Source organism: Paenibacillus sp. FSL R5-0766 (genome assembly GCF_037971845.1).
Taxonomy (GTDB): Bacteria; Bacillota; Bacilli; order Paenibacillales; family Paenibacillaceae; genus Paenibacillus.
Map to the genome: position 1 here is coordinate 3,916,595 of NZ_CP150227.1, position 22,847 is coordinate 3,939,441.

General features: G+C 46.5%; 16 protein-coding genes. 2 read left to right on the plus strand and 14 right to left on the minus strand.

The features are described from left to right. The 5 genes from MKY66_RS16755 to MKY66_RS16775 form a co-directional block, all read right to left on the minus strand. Entirely contained in the window at positions 1-3,558 is a 3,558-nt protein-coding gene (locus MKY66_RS16755; RefSeq protein ID WP_076215350.1) for a DUF4132 domain-containing protein, read from the minus strand. 19 nt (positions 3,559-3,577) lie between these two features. Further along, complete coding sequence (locus tag MKY66_RS16760) at positions 3,578-4,801, minus strand: VWA domain-containing protein (protein WP_256704320.1); 1,224 nt, start codon at positions 4,799-4,801, stop codon at positions 3,578-3,580. After that, complete coding sequence (locus tag MKY66_RS16765) at positions 4,786-7,254, minus strand: DUF5682 family protein (protein WP_076215353.1); 2,469 nt, start codon at positions 7,252-7,254, stop codon at positions 4,786-4,788. The genes MKY66_RS16760 and MKY66_RS16765 overlap by 16 nt, the downstream gene beginning before the upstream one ends. Beyond that, positions 7,242-8,342, minus strand: coding sequence for an AAA family ATPase (locus MKY66_RS16770; RefSeq protein WP_076215356.1), 1,101 nt, complete (start codon positions 8,340-8,342; stop codon positions 7,242-7,244). The genes MKY66_RS16765 and MKY66_RS16770 overlap by 13 nt, the downstream gene beginning before the upstream one ends. A 421-nt stretch (positions 8,343-8,763) precedes the next feature. Continuing rightward, the gene (locus MKY66_RS16775; RefSeq protein WP_076215445.1) at positions 8,764-9,741 is read right to left on the minus strand and encodes an aldo/keto reductase; all 978 of its coding nucleotides are present in this window, start codon (positions 9,739-9,741) and stop codon (positions 8,764-8,766) included. A 189-nt stretch (positions 9,742-9,930) separates the two neighbouring features. Between MKY66_RS16775 and MKY66_RS16780 the strand changes: the two genes are divergently transcribed. Then, positions 9,931-11,130 (plus strand): cytochrome P450, encoded by a 1,200-nt coding sequence (locus MKY66_RS16780; protein ID WP_076215359.1) that lies wholly within the window; start codon positions 9,931-9,933, stop codon positions 11,128-11,130. A gap of 40 nt (positions 11,131-11,170) precedes the next feature. Then, complete coding sequence (locus MKY66_RS16785) at positions 11,171-11,512, plus strand: ribosomal protein L7/L12 (protein ID WP_076215362.1); 342 nt, start codon at positions 11,171-11,173, stop codon at positions 11,510-11,512. A gap of 95 nt (positions 11,513-11,607) precedes the next feature. Here MKY66_RS16785 and MKY66_RS16790 read toward each other — a convergent pair whose 3' ends face one another. The 9 genes from MKY66_RS16790 to MKY66_RS16830 form a co-directional block, all read right to left on the minus strand. Beyond that, the gene (locus MKY66_RS16790; RefSeq protein WP_076215365.1) at positions 11,608-12,363 is read right to left on the minus strand and encodes an SDR family NAD(P)-dependent oxidoreductase; all 756 of its coding nucleotides are present in this window, start codon (positions 12,361-12,363) and stop codon (positions 11,608-11,610) included. A 323-nt stretch (positions 12,364-12,686) separates the two neighbouring features. Continuing rightward, positions 12,687-14,414, minus strand: a complete 1,728-nt coding sequence (poxB, locus tag MKY66_RS16795) for a ubiquinone-dependent pyruvate dehydrogenase (protein ID WP_076215368.1) — start codon at positions 14,412-14,414, stop codon at positions 12,687-12,689. A 253-nt stretch (positions 14,415-14,667) separates the two neighbouring features. After that, positions 14,668-15,429: an SDR family oxidoreductase gene (locus tag MKY66_RS16800; protein ID WP_076215370.1), complete on the minus strand. Its 762-nt coding sequence runs from the start codon at positions 15,427-15,429 to the stop codon at positions 14,668-14,670. Positions 15,430-15,590: 161 nt separating this feature from the next. Continuing rightward, positions 15,591-15,896 carry a Dabb family protein gene (locus MKY66_RS16805; protein ID WP_076215373.1) on the minus strand — a complete coding sequence of 102 codons (306 nt, stop codon included), beginning with the start codon at positions 15,894-15,896 and terminating at the stop codon, positions 15,591-15,593. Positions 15,897-16,300: 404 nt separating this feature from the next. Next, a complete protein-coding gene (locus MKY66_RS16810) occupies positions 16,301-16,552 on the minus strand; it encodes a type B 50S ribosomal protein L31 (protein ID WP_036613829.1) in 252 nt (83 codons plus the stop codon). A 144-nt stretch (positions 16,553-16,696) separates the two neighbouring features. After that, positions 16,697-16,945, minus strand: coding sequence for an HPr family phosphocarrier protein (locus tag MKY66_RS16815; protein WP_017688214.1), 249 nt, complete (start codon positions 16,943-16,945; stop codon positions 16,697-16,699). A gap of 183 nt (positions 16,946-17,128) precedes the next feature. Further along, positions 17,129-18,196: an NAD(P)-dependent alcohol dehydrogenase gene (locus MKY66_RS16820; protein ID WP_076215375.1), complete on the minus strand. Its 1,068-nt coding sequence runs from the start codon at positions 18,194-18,196 to the stop codon at positions 17,129-17,131. Positions 18,197-18,301: 105 nt separating this feature from the next. Then, the gene (locus MKY66_RS16825) at positions 18,302-20,449 is read right to left on the minus strand and encodes an alpha-glucuronidase family glycosyl hydrolase (protein WP_076215378.1); all 2,148 of its coding nucleotides are present in this window, start codon (positions 20,447-20,449) and stop codon (positions 18,302-18,304) included. Further along, positions 20,446-22,635 (minus strand): glycoside hydrolase family 52 protein, encoded by a 2,190-nt coding sequence (locus MKY66_RS16830; protein WP_076215381.1) that lies wholly within the window; start codon positions 22,633-22,635, stop codon positions 20,446-20,448. The genes MKY66_RS16825 and MKY66_RS16830 overlap by 4 nt, the downstream gene beginning before the upstream one ends. Positions 22,636-22,847 lie beyond the last annotated feature (212 nt).

Consider the following 22,847-nt stretch of genomic DNA (forward strand, 5'->3'; position numbering starts at 1 on the left):
TCAACGCCCCGTTGCTCTCAGAATGTCGTAGATCGTTTCACTGAACACGCGACCTGGAACGTTGCCTAGAGCAATGGATTTGTTGTCACCATAGTAATAATATTGCTTGTTATTCGGTTTGAAGAAATGAAGGGATTCCAGGGTAATGTCATCCAATCCCTCGTAATACGTGATGCTCGTACCACTGAACTGCAATTCCGCAACAAGATCTCCGTACTCTTTATAAAATTCATGATACCAGCCGCCGTCCTGAGCCGGTCCTTTGATCCAACCGTATTTCTCCAGTGCTTTGGGGAAAGCCGTTGGTGAAAAATCAGACTCGGGCAGATGATCGTATTCATTCTTCGTTTTATCCTCATCTTCTGGCTGGTGAATCTCACGATTTAATTGCTCGAATGGCTGCTTGATCTCGTAATCCTCCAACTGCGTTGTCCAACCTTCAAGTGTCACCTGATCCAGCTCCAACGGGTGTATAAGTCCGACTTGTGCACCTGAAGGCAGATCAACCTCGTCTTCATCCACGGAATTGAAGGTGCCGTCCTCCATATAACGGAACGTGCTGATTAATGCGCCATCCTCATACGTTCCCCAGATCAGACCAACAGCAAATTTCTGCATGATTACATTTTGTACAAACAGGGCTTTCCACTCATCGGCAGACCACAGACGTTGCTTGGACAATGACTCTTCCAGACGCTGCGCCTGAATGTTAACCATGGATTTGAGATCTTTTTTCAGCTGTGTGAAACGTGCCTTGGACTGCGCTGCCAATTCAGGATCATCTTTCTGTGCAGGAGCAGGCAGACTCTTCACAGATTTGCCTGTTTCTTCATTTAAGACAACGACTTGTAAGTCCCCATTGACCTTAACAAGGAAGGAACGCTCTCCGTAACTCAGCTGCATGGTTCCTTTTTCATCAAAACCAAGCGTGGTGACTAACCGATCTTCGAGTTGTTCCGAGGTAAGCCCCATATTATCGGCTGCAAGCTGCAACGCTTCTTCTGCTGCACCTTTCACCTGACGGTTCTTCACGCCACATTTGATTTTATCAATCGCCATAAGAGCGGATGGATCTTTCAGATAAGCGAGCACTTTTACAGCATCTGCTGCAATCGCGCCACGGCTATTCTCTGTCCATTCCTTAATTTGCGGAGCCAGAATATTCACAATCTGAATATCGCCAAAGAGTGCTGAAACATACATCACCCACTTTTCTTTCGCGGGGGCACCTTCTTGAATCCAGACCTGAAGCAATTCACTTGCAAAACGAGCGAGCGATGCCTCACTTACGTAATCTCGTAATTCATTCAACCGTTCATTAGGACCGGATGTATGATCCAATGATTGGACCAAAGCATACTGTTTAATCCGGTCATCTAAAGGCTGATTGTCTTCAATACGTATCAGTGAAGTGAGATCTTTCAAGGACAACCAGCTCAGTCTCGACAACTTTTTGGCATCCGCCTGATCAGCGAGTGCAGCATGGGCATACTCTGGACTTAGATCTGCGGTATCCAGCAGAATTTGGATCAAGCTCTTCCACTCATCGGACTTCTCTTTTTTCAAAAGCTCACCATACAGCTCCTTGCTGTTTTCCAAACTGCGGATCGCGGTCAAAGCCATCTCTTTGATCGCCACTTTTTTCTCCGAGAGGTATACGAGCGTATACAAGTCCTGATCAGGAATACGGTTGAATTCCGCTAACGCCACGCCGTTGGCCTTTTTGGAAGAATCCTGCAGTCCGGCACGAATCGCTTCAGCCAATATTTTCTTCGATAACTCATCACGCTGTTCAAAGGTAATCTCCAGAATTAAAATGCGTGTATCTGTTGGCAGTTTCTTGTACTGTGTCAGTGCATAGTCCAGATTCTGCTGAATGATTCGGCGGTATTCGTCATGCGGCATCGATTTGTATCTGTAGTCGGTCATGCCATTGAGTGAGATCAGGCTGGTTAGCAATTTCTCACGTTGCACCTCAGGATCTTGCCCATAACGTTGAAGTAGCTGCTCTCCACTAAACGCGTATGAATTGTACATGTCCGAGATAATATCCAGTGTCCAATCGGGATGAGTGGTCAGGATTGCGAACCTGCGCATCGCCTCCGAATCCAAGGGCAGAAAACTAATACTAATGAGGTTGTGAACACGCTTCTTATCCCGATTCAATTGATTAAACAACCCGCGACTACTCGGGTCCTCCCAGTATTCCTCCAGGGTGTTTTCCCCACTTAAGTATCGTGCAATCGCAAGTCCTTGACGTCCCCCGTCCAAAGGATGCCGAAGAGCGTTAAATACCGCTTGCTCCAGTGACCCCTCCGCATTAGGCAATGTCAATCCTTGATCCTCCATGAATTTCTGAATGCAGAGTTTGAGGAATGGCGGTTTGATAATCTCGTATGCTCGAATCGCTTGTTCAGGACGATTCGCGATCGCGGATTGTAACATGTTCCAAGATACCGTGTACGAATTAAGCTCGTCCCGCAACATTTCAACCAACTGATAAGGTTCATCCAGAGGCACAAGTCCAGCAAGCAGATCATTTGGACTCTTGGCTCTAGGGTCCATACTCAGCAAGTAACGGCGAACTTCAAGTGGATAAATCTCATGTAATTGATGTACTGTGTGAAGCAAAACATGCCCAATCTCACTATTTGTATCAAGGAACCGTTGTTTACCTCCACTAATGTTAATCAGGTACAACAAGGCACCACTCACAAGTATCATAGTTTGATGGAATACTGTGTTTGAACATTGCTCTTTTGAAGAGAAAGACGTATTGGGATACAGTTCAGCTATGAGCTGACTACGCTTCTCCTTGAGGAATTCATCCTTCAATTCTTGGGAAGATCCGTTATGTTTTCCTTGAATATTACTGACCACTACAGGTTCAATCAACGTATGTAGCTCGTCTCGCAACTTATCTGCATCATTAGCCATCACATGTTGAAACAACACTGGTAACGATTGAACAGAAGATTGAACCTCTGCAAGATGAGAAGCCGTGTCACTGAGTCTTGAATATAGTTGCAGCAGCATTAATGCATTAATTACATCCCGGTAATCCCCTTGACTGTCCGCTTTTTTGGAATCAAAAAGCCACTGGGCACGCTTTAATTTACTCTTTAATTCAGTCAAAATTTCGTTCTCGCCTGCAAACTGTTTGATCTTCTCCAACCGAGACAACAATCCATCCATGCGATCAGCGCTTTTGCTCTTCCCGCTTAATCCGTAAGCTTCGGAATCATTTCCCATACAGACAGTAAAGGCATCCGTTCTCCATGAATTTCTTTTGGAATAATTGGATTCCAGATATATCACAATAGCCCCGGCACGGTAAAAGATATCTCCATCGTCTTTTTTGGCAAGCTTCATGAGCAGATCAATCGTTTGATACACATAATGACTCGAATTTCCCATCATATCCGGGAACTTGTCTGTCGTTCCCAAGACGTAATCGATAATTTCGGAGCTGCGATCTGTTTTTAATGAATACTCGTTTGAACAAGTTACTGCGAATTTCTCCACCAAAGTTTCAACTGCGCGGTCTGCGGTAAGCATTACACATTCCTCCTTGAATTTAAGTGATGATCTCGCCAATCCAATCCGCGAGTTCGTTAGGCGTAATTGCGGCTACATGTGCGCCCATATTCGTTAACGTCTGTGCGGCATGTTTGTTATAGACTGAATCCCCGTTAAAATCGAGCGCGGTGAGAACCAGTAGCTTGCATCCTGTATCGATGATATCTTTACAGGCTTTGTACATCTGCGCAATCGGGTACCCTTCCTCCAGATCACTGACCAGAATAAAGATGGTTTTGCCTGGATTATCGATTAACGTCTCGCCATAACGCAACGCTTTCGTAATATGTGTGCCCCCGCCAAGCTGTACATTCATGAGCACGTCTACGGGGTCTTCCAGTCTGTCGCTCAGATCAACAACCTGCGTATCAAATATGAATAATTGGGTGCGTAGCGCATTCAAGCGATAGAAGATGCTGGCCATCACCGAACTGTAGATGACTGAATCCAGCATACTGCCACTCTCGTCCACACCAATGATGATGTTCCACTTGTTATGGGGCTGGATATTCCCGTCGAAATACAGACGATCAATTACAAACCTGCGCTTGTTTTTATCGTAATTCTTCAAATTTTTGGTGATAGTTCGCTTGAAATTCAGATTGCGCAAAGATCGTACTGAACTCGAGGTATAGCGACTGCGCTTGCCCATGATACTCGCTCGGGTCTGAGATTCCAGCTTACTACGCAGCTCTTCAACCACGGTTCGCACGATATCCTTGGCGCTCTTTAATACCTCACCTTTCATCCGTCCTTTGAACTGCATAATATTCTTGAGCAGATTCATGTTGGGTTCAAGGGATTCAAGCAGCTTTTTGTCCGTTAACAATTCTGTCAGCCCATAACGATCAAGCGCCTGTTTCTCCAATATTTCGACCGTTGGTTTGGGGAATAGGTCCCTGACTTTGTGCAGCCATTTTGGTACAGTCAAGTTAGACGCACCGCGTCCTCCCTCTTTTCGGTAACCTTGTTCTTCACCGTATTCACGGTTATAGAGATACCCCAAAATCTCATCGATTTCCGTATATTGAAATTCAGCCGAAGTGTATTGGTCTGTATTACACAACCCTTCTTCGGCTGATTCACCGAGAATGAGACGCCATCGATTTAAAGTTTCAGCAGGCTGTTGATCCCCTCGGTTGCTTCCATCTGGATTGGAAGTTTCATCTATTTCTCCGATTTCTTCCGTTGTCCGATTCGCTTTATTCATATTAGCTTCCATGCGGCAAACTCCTTTCGAAGCGCTTCGTCCCATGCTTTGGACTGGATCAGCATCTGCTCATCCACCGCAGGCCTTAACATCTCCTCTGGTTCAACCTGATGCAGACTCGCCACCCGTTCAGCAATCAAGCCCGTCTCCATTGGTGTGAAGTAGGTGAATGCCAGCCTTAATTCCGGTACCATGCTGATGAAATCCTCGTATGACAGCTGTTCAATCAGATAATTCAACTCGGACAAGAGCTGATCTTCATATAAAAAAGCGTCACGTGCTACAGTGAATACTCCCTGTAAAAAAAGTGCCGTTTGACGGGTCTGATCCGGTGTACCATGGATATACCCGCGAGCACGATCAACAATCTCATCCCTGGGCCTGTCACCGAGCCCTGAGGAAATAGCCACACACACACCCTCCAGCTGAGCCGGAAGCTGGTGATCAGACAGAAGCTCATTCAGATGTATTCGGAATGTCTCATCCTGAAAATCCCCCTCTGATGACTCCGCGAGCATAGCTAAAAGCTTCAATCCCTGAATAATGGCTTCATGTTCATCCGGATTGGCTCTGGAGAGCTGTAACAACTTGTCTACGGCATTCCTGTAAGCCTCGGATACTAGCTCAGGGAGTTGTTGCTCGTCAGATAGTCCCAGTAGCCTGCGGTGCTGATGAATTCGGTTCAAGACATGCAGACTGTTACATAAGGAAAGGAAATTCCCGTCGGTTCTCAGCGCTGAGCGCACCTGTTCATAAAGTTTCATCGCTGTGTCCTGAAGTCCCATGAGCAGCGCTTGAAGCATGAGTCGGGCAAGTTCACCGCTATGATGATCCGGTACTTCCTGCATCTGTTCTTCCATTTTGCGTGTAGCCGCCCTGGCAAGTGTTCCACCATAGAGAGAGTTCTCTATCAATCTGGCTTCAATGCGAGATGAGTACATGTAAACCCAGGTTTCGCGAACAAGATTCATATCATGCTCTGCAATCCAGTCCGGCCCCGATTGCCGTTTCGCGAATTCCGGAACCAGATAGGTGATGCATTGAATCAATTGGCTTATCTGACGATGCTCCGGTTTCGCATACAGATCCAGCACTTTCTTGTGTTGACCTGTTGTACGAATCTGCAGTTTGTACTCTGTACAACGCGCCTTGAAGTCCTCCACGATGGGAATACTGAATGAATTGGGAGCCACGCTTCCAATGACGTCTCCTGTCAATAACTGCTGCAGCTCTTGCAGCGGTTTATCAGTCGCCAAGGTAAGCTCACCCTTCACAAAGGAAGAGAGTGCTGCATCCATCAACTCATAGACGCCGCCTTCCCTTTTACCACGAAGCCCGGCAAGACCTTGAATCATGCTGTACGCCTCAATTGCATCACTCGTTGATACATGCTCGTGTCCATCCCTTAATTGGCGCATCAGCCGAGATAACAAGTCCAGAGCCGTTAGATTATACGGTGTACTCTTTTTGCGAAGCAGCTGGTTCCAGATCTGATCGTAATAATTTACATAAGGCATGCCGCTCGCATATCCATTGAGCCGATCCGCTTCAGCAAAGGTATAGACCATTGGGTACATTTGTTGGTGAACCGTATCTGGATTAACCGCACTTTGTTGAGACGTTCCTGGTTTACCTTGTCCATCCAAACGTTGGTCTGTATGTCGTTTATTCATTTCTGGCTGTTCCAATTCCGATTCATGTTTCTCTGACACCAACAGTCCATACGTATGAAACCCACCGGTAATGACAAGCACACGGTCATGCTCCTGCACCGCTTGTTGAATACGTTGTCTCATATGTGCTTCTCTTGCCAGATCACCTGAAGACTGTAATCGTTCCGTGGAATAACACATTCGGGATAAAGTACAATACGTGAATACATCCTGCACGAATGCCCGAGTGGATTTTTCCAGACCACCAATTTCAAACACCTTTTCCCACAATTCATCAAAACTGCGACAGTTTGTTTTTTGGCATAATCGGTTAATGAAATCAGACCCCGCAAGCAAGGTTTCGTCCTGAATGGAGATCTCCTTTTGTTCTGTCTGGCCGGATTTGGATGCACGAGTGGAGAAGTGTTGATAGTCCAAATCAATAAACTTCGCCGGAATGTCCAGCCGTTTTGCTTCTTTCAAAGCTACATATTCAGGCGAATACCGAAGCATCGGATAATAGCAGGCTTCTCTCTCCAATTCACTCTCATAGGTATAGTACAGACTGACAGGAGGTATCGTTGCCTCATCACTCAGCACCGAAATTAATGGATTACCGCTCTCCGGTCCTTCGATTAGAATGATATCCGGCTTGTACTCCCCGATTAATCGTAACAAGTGATACGAACATGCAGGGCTGTGGTGTCTAATAGGATAATAAACCGTATGATTACTCAGGTTATATACCTGGGACTCGAACAAGCATTGTAACTGCTCAACATCAGGGTCCAGAACTGCTGTTAACCGATCCATTTTCTCTCCTCATAATAGTCCTTCCACATTCCCTCTTCTCTGGAACGCTCTTTTACGACCTTGGAGAAATAGGTTTTGAGAATGGACAGATCCTTGTCGTTTTCCTTTGCAATGGTGCCCAGCATGTTCTGCACCAACCGATCCAGTGCAATAGCCTTATCTTCGTAATAATAGGAAGTCATCGCACTCTGGACATAGACAGACACCGCTTCCGCTGTACTCATGGATGTTTGAGGGGTATCGAGCTTGTATCCTTCCCGTGTCATGCCGGTGCGCAGTTCCATAAATGTTGTAGCCAGTAATTCAACCACATCAGGGTTAATGTCAATATCAATTCCACTATGTAATAACAGGCTTCGTGCCTGGGATTCAATAATTTTGGCTTCCATCTTCACGTTATGAATGGGCTTGATCGTTTCAAAATTGAACCGACGTTTCAATGCACCACTCATTTCGTTAACACCTTTATCCCGAATATTAGCTGTAGCAATGACGTTAAATCCTGGTTGAGCAAACAGTACACCACCATCCAGTTCAGGAATGCTCATGACCTTGTCACTGAGAATACTGATCAGACTATCCTGCGCTTCCGCGGGACAACGTGTAATCTCTTCAAAACGGGTAAGAATACCTTTCTTCATTCCGTTATATAACGGTGATGGTACAAGCGCAGCTTCCGAAGGGCCTTTATCGAGCAACATGGCGTAATTCCAAGAATACTTGATCATATCTTCTGTCGTGCCTGCTGTACCTTGAATCGTATTCAGACTGGTTCCGGAGATTGCTGCGGTCAGCAGTTCGCTCAGCATAGTTTTGGCTGTCCCGGGTTCTCCCACGAGCATTAATCCTCGATTGCCTGCCAGAGTAACCACTGCACGTTCAATTAACACGTCATTGCCATAGAATTTGCGGGTAATCGGGATCTCTTCTCCATTCAATGATGCAGGCTTATCCCTGCCTATAATAAAATCGCGCACATAGGCGGGAGATAACAGCCAGTTCGGAGGACGTTTCCCCTGATCTTCCTCTCGAAGCGCACGTAATTCAACCTCGTATAATGTCTCGGCGGGTGGTTTGAGCATCTCCATCGTCAAGGTGTCTCCTCTCAATTAAACAGATCGTATGTTCTTATTCCTATCATTTTATCACAGCCCTCGAACAACTACCCGGTAAAACGATAAAAATGGTTGAAACGTCCTTCTTATCAGCACTCTTCCTAAGTCCATGGACATAGCCTCTAGCGCAAGTATGAAGATAAAACATCCTTACAGCCGTGCCAACACACTGGTTGCGGATCCGAATCAGCATGCTTATTACCCATGTAAACGCATTGTAGGCCATATGACCTCAGGATTCATTAAACTTTCGATCATGTGTTTCAACCAAATGAAGCTGAATATTACAAAGAAAACACAGGCCATTAGCAGCCTGTGTTTTCTTATATGTTCAAATTTCACCCAACATCTATGAATTTTAATCGAAACTGACCAATCTCTCAGAATTCCCTACTTACATTCTACGTCCGCATGAAGCGGAATACAGCTCGTACCACTCATAACGGGTAAGCTCCATATTCGTCGCATCACGACAGGCCAGAATACGCTCTGGCCGAATCGAGCCAATCACGGGCTGAATCCCTGCTGGATGTTTCATTAACCAAGCCAGTACAATGGATTCAGATGTAACACCACGTTCCTTGGCCATTCGATCTACCAATTGAGCCGTATGCTCAATCTCCGCGCGCTGTCCCTCGACGATCCTGCCATTAAATCGTCCTTGAGCAAGTGGACCCCAAGCCTGCAGTTGAATATGCTCTGCCTGACAATATTCCATTGTGCCATAGGGAAATACGTTGTCTCTCGCTTGGGGCCGATTAACTGTCACACCGGCTTCTACGAATCCGATTTTGTCCAGACTCATCTCCAGCTGGTTCACAATCAGAGGTACTTTACTATGAAGCTGAAGAAGGCGAATCTGTTCAGACCCCATATTGGACACACCAAAATGGCGCACTTTACCGGAATGATGCAGCTCAGCCAGTGCTTCTCCAATCTCTTGCGGATGGGCGAGCGGATCAGGACGGTGTAACAGCAAAATATCCAGGTAATCGATCCCGAGCCGTTCCAGGATACCGTCCACACTCGCCAGGATATGTGCACCTGAGGTGTCATAACGCTGCGGTCCTTCATCATCACCCACAAGACGTATACCACACTTCGACTGTATAATGATCTGTTCACGCAAGCCAGGAGTTTCGGATAAAACTCGCCCCAAGACATACTCTGCCTTGCCACGTGTGTAAATATCCGCCAGATCAAAGTGATTAATGCCGATTTCGATAGCTGCTTCTACCGCTCGATGACCTTCTACGACAAGATCTGAAGTAATGGGGAGCCCATCCCATTCACCCCCAAACCGCATACACCCAAGAACAATTCGACTTGCCGGAATCTGGTGGTGATGCAAAGGAAGTTGTGCGTAAGACATGTCAGCGTTCACCTCATTTTCATTATTACCAAGCATAATAACCAATTCTCTCTACCATGTCTTCTTCCATCTTCCTCTATTTTCCTGCTCTATCATCCATATGAAGAAAAAACAAGGTTTCAAAAGCTTGTGTATTGAATATATAGAGGGTGCAGGTATTATGCAGGAATATGAGAGGAGATTTTGCATTTGAACCCGAATGAAGCCAAAGAGTCCTCAAAGCCAGCGTTTTTCACGAAAGAATTCACACACAACCCTTACCCGGTATATGAAAAGTTAAGAAAAGAGGAGCCTGTTTTCAGAGTCATGTTTCCTCACGGGGAGTTCGGCTGGATCATTACCCGATACGAGGATGCAGTCCAGATCCTGAAAGATCCTCGCTTCACTAAAGATATTGCCAAACGTTATGGACCTGAAAATCAAAGTATCTTTGTCAATAACATGCTGTTCTCCGATCCACCAGATCATCGGCGTCTTCGGGGACTTGTGCAGAAAGCATTCACACCCAAACTGGTTGCAGACATGCGCAGCCATATTCAGGACATTGCTGATGATCTGCTGGACAACCTTGCGTCACAGGAAAAAATGAATCTGATCGATGACTTTGCTTTCCCGCTGCCCATCATTGTCATCAGTGAGATTCTGGGCGTCCCTATTGAGGATCGTGACAAATTCCGCATGTGGTCCAATACGGTAATCGATGCTTCCACAGCTGAGAGCGCAGAGCTGTTCGAGCAGCATGCCAGAGAGTTTACGGAATACCTGACTGCTTGGTTTGCGAAAGTACGCCAAGATCCCGGCCCTGATCTGATCAGCCAACTCGTCATTGCAGAAGAATCCGGGCAACAGTTAACTGAACAAGAATTGCTTGGCGTAGTCTCCTTGTTAATCATCGCGGGTCATGAAACGACGGTTAATCTCATCGGCAATGGGATACTTGCACTGCTGGAGCACCCTGAGCAACGCGAACTGCTCATCAAGCAGCCGGGGCTTATTCACAACGCCATTGAAGAGATGTTGCGCTACAATGGTCCGGTGGAGTTCAGCACATCTCGCTGGGCTCTGGAAGATATTGAATTCCGTGGACAGCATATCGCTCAAGGTGAACTTGTCATTGTTGCGCTTGATTCGGCTAATCAGGATGAGGAACAATTCAATAACCCGGATATTTTCGATATCACACGCGAGAAGAGTTCGCATCTGGCCTTTGGCAAAGGCATTCATCTCTGCCTCGGAGCACCGCTTGCTCGTCTGGAAGGTGAGATTGCAGTCAGCACACTTCTGAATCGTTTTCCTAATATGCAGCTACAGGCTGATGTGGATGAACTCGAATGGAGACCCGGCATGATTGTTCGTGGTGTCAAGGAAATTCCGGTTCAACTAAAATAATGCCTAAATATGAATAATTGAAAGTGAGGCACCTTACATCATGGAAATGAACACCTTGGTATGGATCATTTTGCTGCTTCTGATCCTTGTGTTACTGGTCAGAGTCACCAGCCTGCAACGTCAATTGAATGAATTGAAAAGAGATGTGGAGCGTCTGGAGAACGGTTCAACCGCAGGCACACGCTCCGACTTCAATTACACCTTGTCGCCGAAGGAAGCATCCCCTTCGCATACAAGCCAACCAGCCCAAACGGATCTGGATCAGGAACTGCTCACACTTATACAACAAGGGAAAAAAATTATGGCGATCAAACGACTGCGTGAAGCCAGAGGTCTTTCGTTGAAGGAAGCCAAAGACTATGTTGATTCCCTAGATTCGTGAAGTTTAAAACAAACCAAAAAGAGAGGCACTGTATGTATACAGCAGCCTCTCTTTAAACATTTTAACGGCTATTCTATTACCGATAAGCAGAACTCTTATTGAGCCGTAACTGCACCATCGATTGGATATACTGCACCATTGATATATGGCGCTTCATCTCCAAGCAGGAAGGAAACCAAATTCGCAATCTCTTCCGGTCTTCCCAGACGTCCGGATGGAATGCTGTCGACGGTTGCCTTGAACACTTCAGGGTTGTCTTTACCGAACTGAATGACCATTGGCGTCTCAATTGTACCTGGGGCAATCGCATTTACACGAATGTTGTCCTTGCCATATTCAATCGCAGCTGTGCGGGTCAAGCCCACTACGCCATGTTTGGTTGCTGCGTATGGTGCAACTGCGGGTACACCAACAATACCCGCTGTGGAGGCCGTGTTCAGAATGGAACCTCCACCTGTTTTGAGCATTTCAGTAATTACATACTTCAACCCGTAGAATACACTTCTCAGGTTAATATCAATAATCTGGTCAAACTGCTGAATCGTATGTTCAATCAGCTTGATCCCAGGACCTGCAATACCTGCATTATTAAAGAACATGTCGATTCGTCCGAACTCTTCGACTGCTTTTTTCACATAATTCTCCACTTCAGGTGCTTTACTCACGTCTGCTTGTACAAAAATAGCTTTACTTCCCAGCTTCTCAATCTGCTTAACCGTTTCAAGACCTGTCTCTTCGACAAGATCCACAACGACAATGGATGCACCCTTCTCAGCTAGCTTCAGTGCTGCTGCTTGGCCCAATCCACTTCCTGCTCCAGTAATAATGGCTACTTTTCCTGCGTGACTCATGTTGATCTCCTCCATGTGTGTGTGTCATCTTGTGATTGGATCGATGAATACGATATGAAACGTACTTACATGTAATGATGCAATATGTAGGTCAAAAATGGCATAAAACCTTCTTGACTTTACCTATTCTAATAGACTTTCGACATAAAAACAAATCATATAATATGTATTCATACTATATTCCCTGTCACATTTTCAGCATTTATATTGAAGGAGCATACAACTATTACGCCTAGTTGCATGCTCCTCTTTTACATATACAATACTTTTCAAGTCGGTATCTCTATAACTTCAAACGGTGCACATCCGCTTATCGAAACACATTAACGCAGCAAATTCGTTTTTGCCAATTCAATAATCTCGTCACCGCGTCCGTTGAGCACGGCTTTCATCATCCATAAGGTGAATCCTTCCGCCTGTTTGATATCAATCTTCGGAGGTAAGGACAATTCCTGACGATTCACCACCACGTCAATCAGCACAGGACCATCATGCTGAAGCGCACGCTGTACAGCTCCTTCGAGTTCATCCGGATCCTCTACCCGAATGCCTTCCATGCCCATGGCTTGAGCAACCATCGCAAAGTTGGGATTGACAAGCTCTGTTCCCGATTCCAGGAATCCGGCAGCTTTCATCTCCAGCTCAACAAAACCGAGTGCTCCATTATTAAACACCACGACTTTAATCGGCAGATTATGCTGTTTCAATGTCAATAGATCACCCATCAGCATCGTAATACCACCATCACCCGACAAAGAGATGACTTGTCTGCCCGGATCAGCGACCTGAGCGCCAATTGCCTGAGGCAAAGCGTTTGCCATCGTACCATGGCTGAATGAACCGAGCAGCCTGCGATTGCGAGACATCTCGATATAACGGGCCGCCCATACTGTCGGAGTACCGACATCACAGGTGAAGATGGCATTTTCAGCTGCGGCATCACTAATGACCTTGGTCAGGTACTGCGGATGAATGGGCTTTTTACCCGGTTTTCCAACGGCCAGCTCGTCCAGATCTTTGCGTACTTTCACATAACGATCCACACTTTTACGCAGATGTTTGTCACTGTGTTCTTCTGTCAGATAAGGAAGCAAAGTTTCAAGGGTCGCTTTCACATCCCCACATACGCCGTAATCCAGCTTCGTGCGCCGACCCAGATGGGAAGATTGAATGTCGACCTGAAGGACTTTCGCATCTTCGGGATAGAATTGACGATATGGGAAATCCGTTCCCAGCATTAATAATACATCACAGTCCATCATGGCATGATAACCGGATGAATACCCAATTAGACCCGTAAGACCCACGGAATAGGGGTTGTCATACTCCAAATATTCCTTGCCTCGTAGCGCAATAACCATCGGGGATTTCAAACGATCACAGAGCTGCATAAGGGGTTCCCGAGCGCCTGCGCAGCCTGCACCGCACAATAACGTAATTTTTTTGCCTTGATTCAGATACTCCGCCAGTTTCACGAGTTCAGGCTCAGAAGGATGTACCACGGGGTTGGTTGCGTGATACACATGCTCAGGCACAGGAAGATCCGCTGCTTCAAGTCCTGCTACATCCCCCGGCAATACAACCACAGACACACCTGAACGTGCAACTGCTGTCTGAATGGCCATCGTCAGAGAACGCGGCATCTGTTTGGCTGTTGTAATGACTTCACAATAATCGCTACATTCCTGGAACAGATACTCCGGATGAGTCGCCTGAAAATATTCACTGCCAATCTCGTCACTTGGGATATGTGCAGCGATGGCGAGTACAGGAACACGATTGCGGTGACAGTCGTACAGACCATTAATCAGATGCATATTACCAGGACCACTACTACCTGCGCAGACAGCGATACTTCCACTGACCTGAGCGTCCGCCCCAGCAGCAAATGCAGCTACTTCTTCATGACGTACATGAATCCATTCGATCTTGCCCGATCGACGGATGGAGTCGAGTACCGCATTCAAGGAGTCTCCAACAATGCCATATATGCGTTTGATGCCAGCGTTCAATAAGGATTCAACCAGAACGTCCGCGACTGTTTTTTTCATAAGTGATGGGTCTCCTTTAATTGCTCATTTTGGTTATGTTTCCACTCTGTTAATATACCTATTCTTATACCCCAATCTTCCGAAAACCGAACCAACTCATATGTATGTCTGGATATATGAAACAAAACCGGCCCCTTATACCGTTATTCCAGCCATAGCAAATGCCAAAAAATCCGCTTGTCGAATGACAAACGGATTACGGTTACACTCAGATTATTCATTTTCATGTGAATTCCCGAATCCAAATCAGATACTAGATAGCAGGCATCACATTGCCACCACTTACCGGGATATAGGCACCTGTGATAAAGGAGGACAGGTCCGAAGCGAGAAAAGCTACCGCATTGGCGATCTCCTGATCCTCACCCCTGCGCTTCAGCGGCACGGTACGCGTATATGCCTCATCATGTCCAGGCTCACTGGACCGATCACGCTCACTTATCGTCCATCCAGGTGCAACTTGGTTTACGGTAATCTGATACTCGCCAACCTCCTTGGCAAGTACGCGATATACACCGTCCATTCCACGCTTACCAGCGGTGTAGGCCGATTGGTGAGCGAAATTTTGCATCGCACATTCCGTATTGATACCAATGAACCGACCGGCTCTGATATCTTGCATATGTGGAATGAAAGCTTTGGCAAGATACACACTCTGCATGACACAGGATTCAAACTGGCTCAAGTAATCTTCAGGAGACTGTTCCAATACTGTTGTCCATTCATATTGAATGACTGCATTGGCAACAACAATATCCACTCCGCCGAGGACAGGCTGAATTTCATCACGCATCCGAAATGCCGTATCCTGCTTTGTAATATCTCCCTGTACAATTACAGCCTGACGACCGAGTGCTTCAATCTCACCTTGAAGCTCCCGAGCCTTGGTATCATTATTTATGTAATGTAGAGCCAGATTGGCGCCACAGGCTGCCAACGTGCGGGCGATGACTCTCCCCAGTTGTCCGGTTGCGCCTGTAACCAGAGCCGTTTTTCCTGAGAGATCCAATTGCATAACAGCGAAAACCTCCTTGAAATTATTTATTCGAAATAGTCGAAAACGATTTCGAAAATATGTTATTTTTGTTCATTAATTACGCGTTATTCAGAGATATATACAGCATTGTTCAATGCTGTATATGGTAGTTCAACTTTTTTCCTATATGTGGAGACTATTTAATTATGATGTTGAATAAGATCAATTTCCTGGAAGCGACTGACTTCCTTTTCCCAACGCTCTTCTACATACTGACGGTGAACCGGGTGATTATTGTATGCATCATACGCAGCCTGATCTGCAAAGACCATCGAGAAGCTGTAGTCAAACTCATTCTTCTCACTTACCTGTCTCAAAACCTGAAATTGCTCTACCCCAGGAATGACAGCCAGTGCATCCGAACTTTCCTTCAAAAAGGCTTCGGCCTCCGGTGTATCTTTACCCGCGTAAAGTGTAAACGTTACCATATGTGTGATGCTGCTCATCTCTATTTCCTCCTCCAATATGTTCGTACTCTGTTTCCTAGTGTACATCCGAATGTGTTGTAAGCGCAATAATTGGTTGAATTAATTATTATGAATTGATATTTCTATATAAATTGAACTAAGGAATATTTACACTGGTCACTTCGATGACAGAACAACCTTCCGATCGCTGTTATCCCCAGATTTTTCGATTCCTTTTTCTAAAGGGGAAAATCCGGGGATAAAGGCGAACGCTCCGCTTCTTCAGGTTCTTTCTGTCCTCTCCGTTTTGTGTAAATGTTTATCTCAATTTATATAGTTACAAATATTAATTTCAAGTAAAATTCACTAGCCTTTACCCTGAATATGTACAAAAAAAAACCTCAGGACAAATCCCGAGGTTTTCTTGTAATGTATGGACAAAATTATTTGGTGATGTTGTATTTACGGTTAAATTTATCAACACGGCCACCGATATCCACGTTTCTTTGTTTACCAGTGAAGAACGGGTGGGATGCGGAACTAGTGTCCACACGGATTACTGGGTAAGAGTTACCGTCTTCCCATTCCATAGTTTCGTTAGAGAACTTCGTGGAAGAACTCAGGAATTTGAAATCAGCACTTGCATCGTAAAAAATTACGAGTTGTGTCTTTGGATGGATGTCAACTTTTGGCATAATCTATTTACACTCCTTTAATATGGGTACTTCTTTAGAATCAAACTACATTTTATTATACTCTTTTTTTGGACAAAGTACCAGCAGGATTTGAGGAATAGCTAAAAAAATTATGATATCTGTGATTTTGCACCTAATCAGGTGTCACGCCGTCCCTTTCTCCAGTACATTCAACATGTACTCCAAAGCCTCCAGTTCATCCCTGCCTCTTGTCTGTAATCTGACAACACTACCATATCGAATGGGTAGTAACGCCATTCCAAGCAGGCTTTTGACATCTACACGATGCTCATGCTCAGACTCCATATACGACAAAATAATATCCGAGGAAAAACGCGACGCTTGAGAAGATACCGACATCAGATCATCCCGATGAAAATCAGCGTGTATCATAAATTCATGTACTCTCACAACCTTCAGTTCCTTTCGCTAAGTACTTATTCACCAATATGGTGTGTATCCATTTATATATTAAAATCTTCATGAATTATACCATGTTATGGGAGCTTGACCCATACTTTTTTGCAAAAAAAACAAAAAAAGAGTCCTATACCGCAGGACTCTTCCAGGTTGTTCTTACATACCGTTCGGATATACCATGACCTTCAGACTGCCGCTTTTATTGTGTAATGCGCGCTCCATCGCTTGCTGTGTCTCTTCGAGTGAATAACGATCTGTAATCAGGGACATCACGTCATGCTGACCGGAACTCAGGAACTCAATTCCTGCCGGATACGTATTGGCATAACGGAATATGCCATAGATATCAACTTCATTGTCCGCAATAAATGGAACATTGAGTGCGATCTCATCCTGTGCAGGCAGGCCCACAATCGCAAGTTTTCCTCCACGTCGAAGTGAATACAGAGCAGATTGTAGCGCCTTTGGATTCCCAGCTGTTTCCCATGCAGTATCAACACCCACACCACCTGTTAACTCGCGAATCACAGCCAGCGCATCTTCATTCCGCACATTAATGGTATGAGTGGCCCCCATGCGGCGAGCTGCTTCCAGCCTAACTTCCTCCAGATCCGTTACAATGATCTTCTCTACACCGAAAGATTTGGCAGCAGCTACGGCCATGAGTCCAACGGGACCCATGCCCATAATCGCCAGGGTTGTACCCGGAGCCAGTTTACTGCGGCGTGCAGCGTGAATACCAACAGAGAATGGCTCGTTCATAGCTGCTTCCTCATAAGACAGGTGATCCGGGATCGGGAATACCATATCTTCACGTACCACCATGTATTGTACAAATGCCCCATCCACCGGAGGGGTCGCCAGAAATTGTACATCCGGACACAGGTTATAACGACCTTCCTTACATGCCGTGCAGCGTCCGCAAGTCACCCCAGGCTCAATAGCAACCCGATCCCCTGTTTTCAGACGTGATACGTTCGAGCCAACAGCAGCAATGATCCCAGCACACTCATGACCCAGAATGATCGGTTTCTCCACCACAAATCTGCCAATGCGTCCATGTTCAAAATAATGCACATCCGAGCCACACACCCCGACAGCCATTACCTGGATTAACACCTCATCCGCTGCCGGTTGCGGGACGGGTTGTTCCTCAATAATAATGTGTCCTGGCTCTGTCATGACAGCGGCCTTCATGGTCTCGGGTAGTTGATGTTGTCCCATACGGTTCTCCTCCTCATGTATGTCCATGCTGTCTATTGTACATCAAAGAAAACAAGGTATCTTTTTTCTTCATAACACCAAGTTCATCCGCATTCCCAATTCCACTCAATAGATTGTTCGACCTTGTTCATCCGCAATGCCGCTCTTGCGATAGAAGTACGTATTGATCATGTCCCGCCATTCCTTGGCATGTTCGGCCTGGTTGTCCTGTAATGAAGCAACTTTGCTGAAAATAACCGGGTCGATTTTGCCCTCCAGCTGTCTCCATATCTCGGCTAACGCCTCTGCCTGCACAACACCTTCAAAGTGTGTATCATAAATATGCTGAATGACCGTTTTACCAGAATGCAGAACATGGGTGTACGGCACGTGATGGAAAAATAAGATCAGCTCATCCGGACAGGTGTCTACGGACTCATAACGATCAGCATTCTCAGGGTGATACTGTGAAGTGTATCCTGTGCCGCTGTTCACGGTGCGATCTACACCAATGCCATGACAATCGGCAAAGTGATACGTTCCCCATTTGGAATACTCGTATCCATCTACATTCGGCCCGTAATGATGTTCCGGGTTAACCATCCAGCCTACACCGAGAGGCGCCGTATAATTCTCATAGATATCTAGTGAAGTCAAAAGCATGCCCGTAACCTGCCGCACAACTTCGTCTTCATGTCCAAATGTGAGTCTCACCCACTCATCAGCAATCTCTTCCGCGGACAGCTCCGGGTTCCACGCAAGTCTTCCATATCCATATAGATTCGCCTGCGCGAGTGGATGTCCTGTCCAACAGGCATCTGCACCAATATTGGATACTGCGGCGAAGCCACTGTATGGTCGTTTATACAGAGAACCGTCCGCGATTCGCTTGATCTCTGAACCTTCTCCTTTGGCATATGTGTCAAAGTCCAATACTTCTTTCCACTGAGGAACCAGATAACAGAGATGACGTTGTTGCCCGGTATACTCCTGTGTAATCTGAAATTCAATCACCTGATTTGTATTTTCCATGGCACCAAACAGCGGGGATACCGCCTCTCTCACCTGAAAGTCCATCGGCCCGTTTTTGATCTGCAAAATGACATTTTCGGCAAAACGCCCGTCCAGCGGCGTAAAGTGGTCATAAGCTGCACGTGCACGGTCAGTGGAACGATCCCGCCAGTCCTGCTTGCAGTTATAGACAAAGCAACGCCAGATGACCAATCCACCGAATGGCCGAAGGGCTTCAGCCAGCATGTTCGCACCATCGGCATGATCACGGTTATACGTGAACGGTCCCGGACGATTCTCGGAGTCTGCCTTGATCAGGTAACCGCCAAAATCCGGAATCGCTGCGTACACCTTGGCCGTTTGAATGTTCCACCATTCCCGTACCTGCGCATCCAGCGGATCAGCCGTACGTAAACCACCAATCTCAATTGGACTTGCGTAGTTGGCGCTCAGGAACAATCGAATACCATACGCTCTGAATTCAGCGGCAACCTTCGCCACATCACTAAGATAACGTTCTGTCAGAAACAGACTCTCACGGCGGTGAACATTGACGTTGTTGATCGATATGGCATTGATTCCCGTGGAAGCGAGCAAACGTGCGTAATCCCGGATGCGTCCCAAGTCCAGCGTGAATTCCCCGTTATCATAGAAAATGGATTCTCCTGCGTAACCACGCTCAATGCTGCCGTCCACGTTATCCCACTGATTAATCATCCGTAGCGCATTCGTTGGCTGCTCTGTAATGAAGCTCCACTTCTTCACAGCGCTATCCGCCTCATGTGCACTTCCTTGATCCATTGTCAACTCTCGAAGCAGATGGAATGCACCATAGAGCACACCTTGGGGGGTCTCTGATCCAATGACCAGCACACCCTCGGTCTCGTTCTCACGAATGATGTACCCTTCTCCTTGAACAGTTGAACGCTCTGTCTCGCTGAACAACCCGGCCACGGTATCGCTCCCTGTCCAAGTGCCGATTTGTATTGCGGGAGCGGAAGCATGATTGTCCCGTTCACTTTCCTGAGTATCAGACAGATGACTGACCGACGGTTTCACGCCATATAACCTTTCCAGTCCCCGTGAAAGTTCGGTCAGAGCTGTTGTGATCACTCCATGGTTCTCTCCCACCAATATCAGCTTGCTCCACGCAGGAGCCGTCTTTTGAGCAAGTCCATTCGCTTCTGGCAATTCAGAGTGATACCCCAGCCACGCATCGTACTGTGGACCCGACAAGACAGATTGAACGACGGATTGGCTCATTGTACCGCCTCCTTGCTCGCATAGATCTGCGCAAGGCGATTCCCTTTTCCTTCGAGTAGCCATAGAATCGACGTTACACCACGCGGATAGTACTTGCTGCCAACCGCCACACCAGACAGGATCTGGTCACTCCAGCACCAGTAGGATTCCTCCGGATGCAGAAGCCAGTTGACATGAGCCGCGTCTGCTGCCTTGCCTGTCTCATTCCATTCCACACCCAGCAGCTCTCTAGCGATAAACTGGGACAAATAGATTTTGCTCAGCCACGAGTTATTGCTTGTTGAGGACAGTTTCCAGCCCCCATCTTCGAACAGACATGTTGCCGGTACAAGAACCGTGTTCAGATGAGTTTGGAGTGCTTTCAGATAAGGTCCAAAACGACCATTGACATCCAGTGCTGCTTCACAGCCTGTAAAGTACGGGAACACCAAACCTTCAATCGCCGGAATGATTCGAGAATCATTATTTTCTGCAATAACAGCTGGAATGTAGCCGCCATCAGTCAACTGTGCAGCAATACTGGCAGCGCAGCGATCCGCTTGAAGCCCTGCTTGATGGGACAGATCGGCCAACTTCTCAGTTGCGAACAGCTTCTCCAATGCAACATAGACCGCCCAACATTTACCCGCCAGATAGATATTATTGCGAGACTGACCAAGTGACACATCCAGGCTATCGTAAGTTGTAATCTCCGCTCCACCTTGGGTGCGGCTGCTATCCAGACCCATCAGACCGTTACGCTGCTCTGCGTCGGGATGGTCACGATTAAGCATGCTTTCGAAGCAATCCTGGATAACAGGCAACATGTTTTTCACAAAAGCTTGATCCTGTGTCTGTTCAATGTATACTGTCGCGCAGCAGAGCCAGTTCACCAGTTCCTCGTGGCTCATCTGTGAGAAACAGTCGTCAATGCCAACCAGCTCATATGCCGAGTGTCCAGGGCGTGAGAACACATTGGCAACACCAATATCATGGGTAAAGGTAATTCCGCCCGGATATAACTTCTCTTCCCCCGGGAAACGAACCTGATCCGTATAACTGTATCGTTTCACAAACCACTCCAGCTCATTACGCACCGTCCATGGATTCAAGGCAAGCTCGAAGTACAACTGATCAGCCGTCAGATCAAGTGTGTTCATCATCCGATACTCCCCTTCGTTCACCACCCAGAGTGGCTCACCATCGGCATCCAGCAGTTGAGTACTGGCATAATAGCTGTGAATGGAATGAGCAAGCATGAATGATTGATCTTCGGTCAAAGCAGCCGATCCAAGGCGTTGTTCAACCTCTCCACAGGATGCAGTCAACTCACTGAAGCGTTGAAGTGCATACTCTCCTGCAGCCTGAATATCGGAGAAGTACCGCGTATACCAATACGTTGTGTCCATTCCTGTCGTCACAATGCCCCCGCGATAGAAACATACTGCGAATTGATACGTACGTTTCTCTCCAGCCGGAACCTCCATCAGTAGTGCAGCTGTTGAACCAAGTCCAAATGCCAGATTCTCCTGATGTTTCTCCTGCAACAGTTTCTCCAGCGTAAATCCGCGTGCGGGCCACAGTCCGTCATCTGCTGACATAATCGCTGTAAGTCGACCTTGTCCCACACCTGTGATGGAGCCACCTTCCGGTCCCCCAATCAGACGCATCGCAGAGTACGGATCATTGCCCTGATAACCAAAGTAGGCTTTGCGGGATTGTTGACCTTCCGTATTATCAATTGTCATCTCAACCAATACGGCAGGTACGAGTGCATCCATTAATTCTTCACGATCCCCATTCGTTGGATCAGGTACTGGACGTACAGGCGAGTAGATACGGAACGTCAGATCTCCAGCAGTCCACGTATCCGTACCTGAGGTAAATTCACGCGTAATATCTTCATCGCGAAAAGCCGTAATAAGAGGTTGTGGAACTTTGGTCGCTGTTGTCGACGCCGGGTCCCCATTTTCCAACTTCTCTACATCATAGCGGCTGCTCTCATCCTCGGAAGCTTCATAAAAAGGAAGCGCCTGATAATTGTCGCCATCGCGAGATTGTAATCCAATATATACATTCTGGTCAGCCGGCTTGCCGAGTTCAAGACCCAGCCCGCCTTTGGCTCCTTTGTAACCCAGTGTAAAACTCGCAAAAGCACCAATCGGTGCGTGATGTGCATTATAAAAGATGGATTTGAATGTGCTCATGAATCATAACCCCTCTCAGAATGGTATGCATACGTTTTCATTAGCCCCATCCTAACACGTGGTTCCACCTCCGACCATGATCAAATCAATCGGATATTTACCCAAATCAAGCTGATAGACTATAATGAATTAAAGCGGTTACACAAAAACATTCCATTTGATATAAGTGCATGTTCAAAATCGCACTTTTTGAACAACCTCTAAATAAAGGA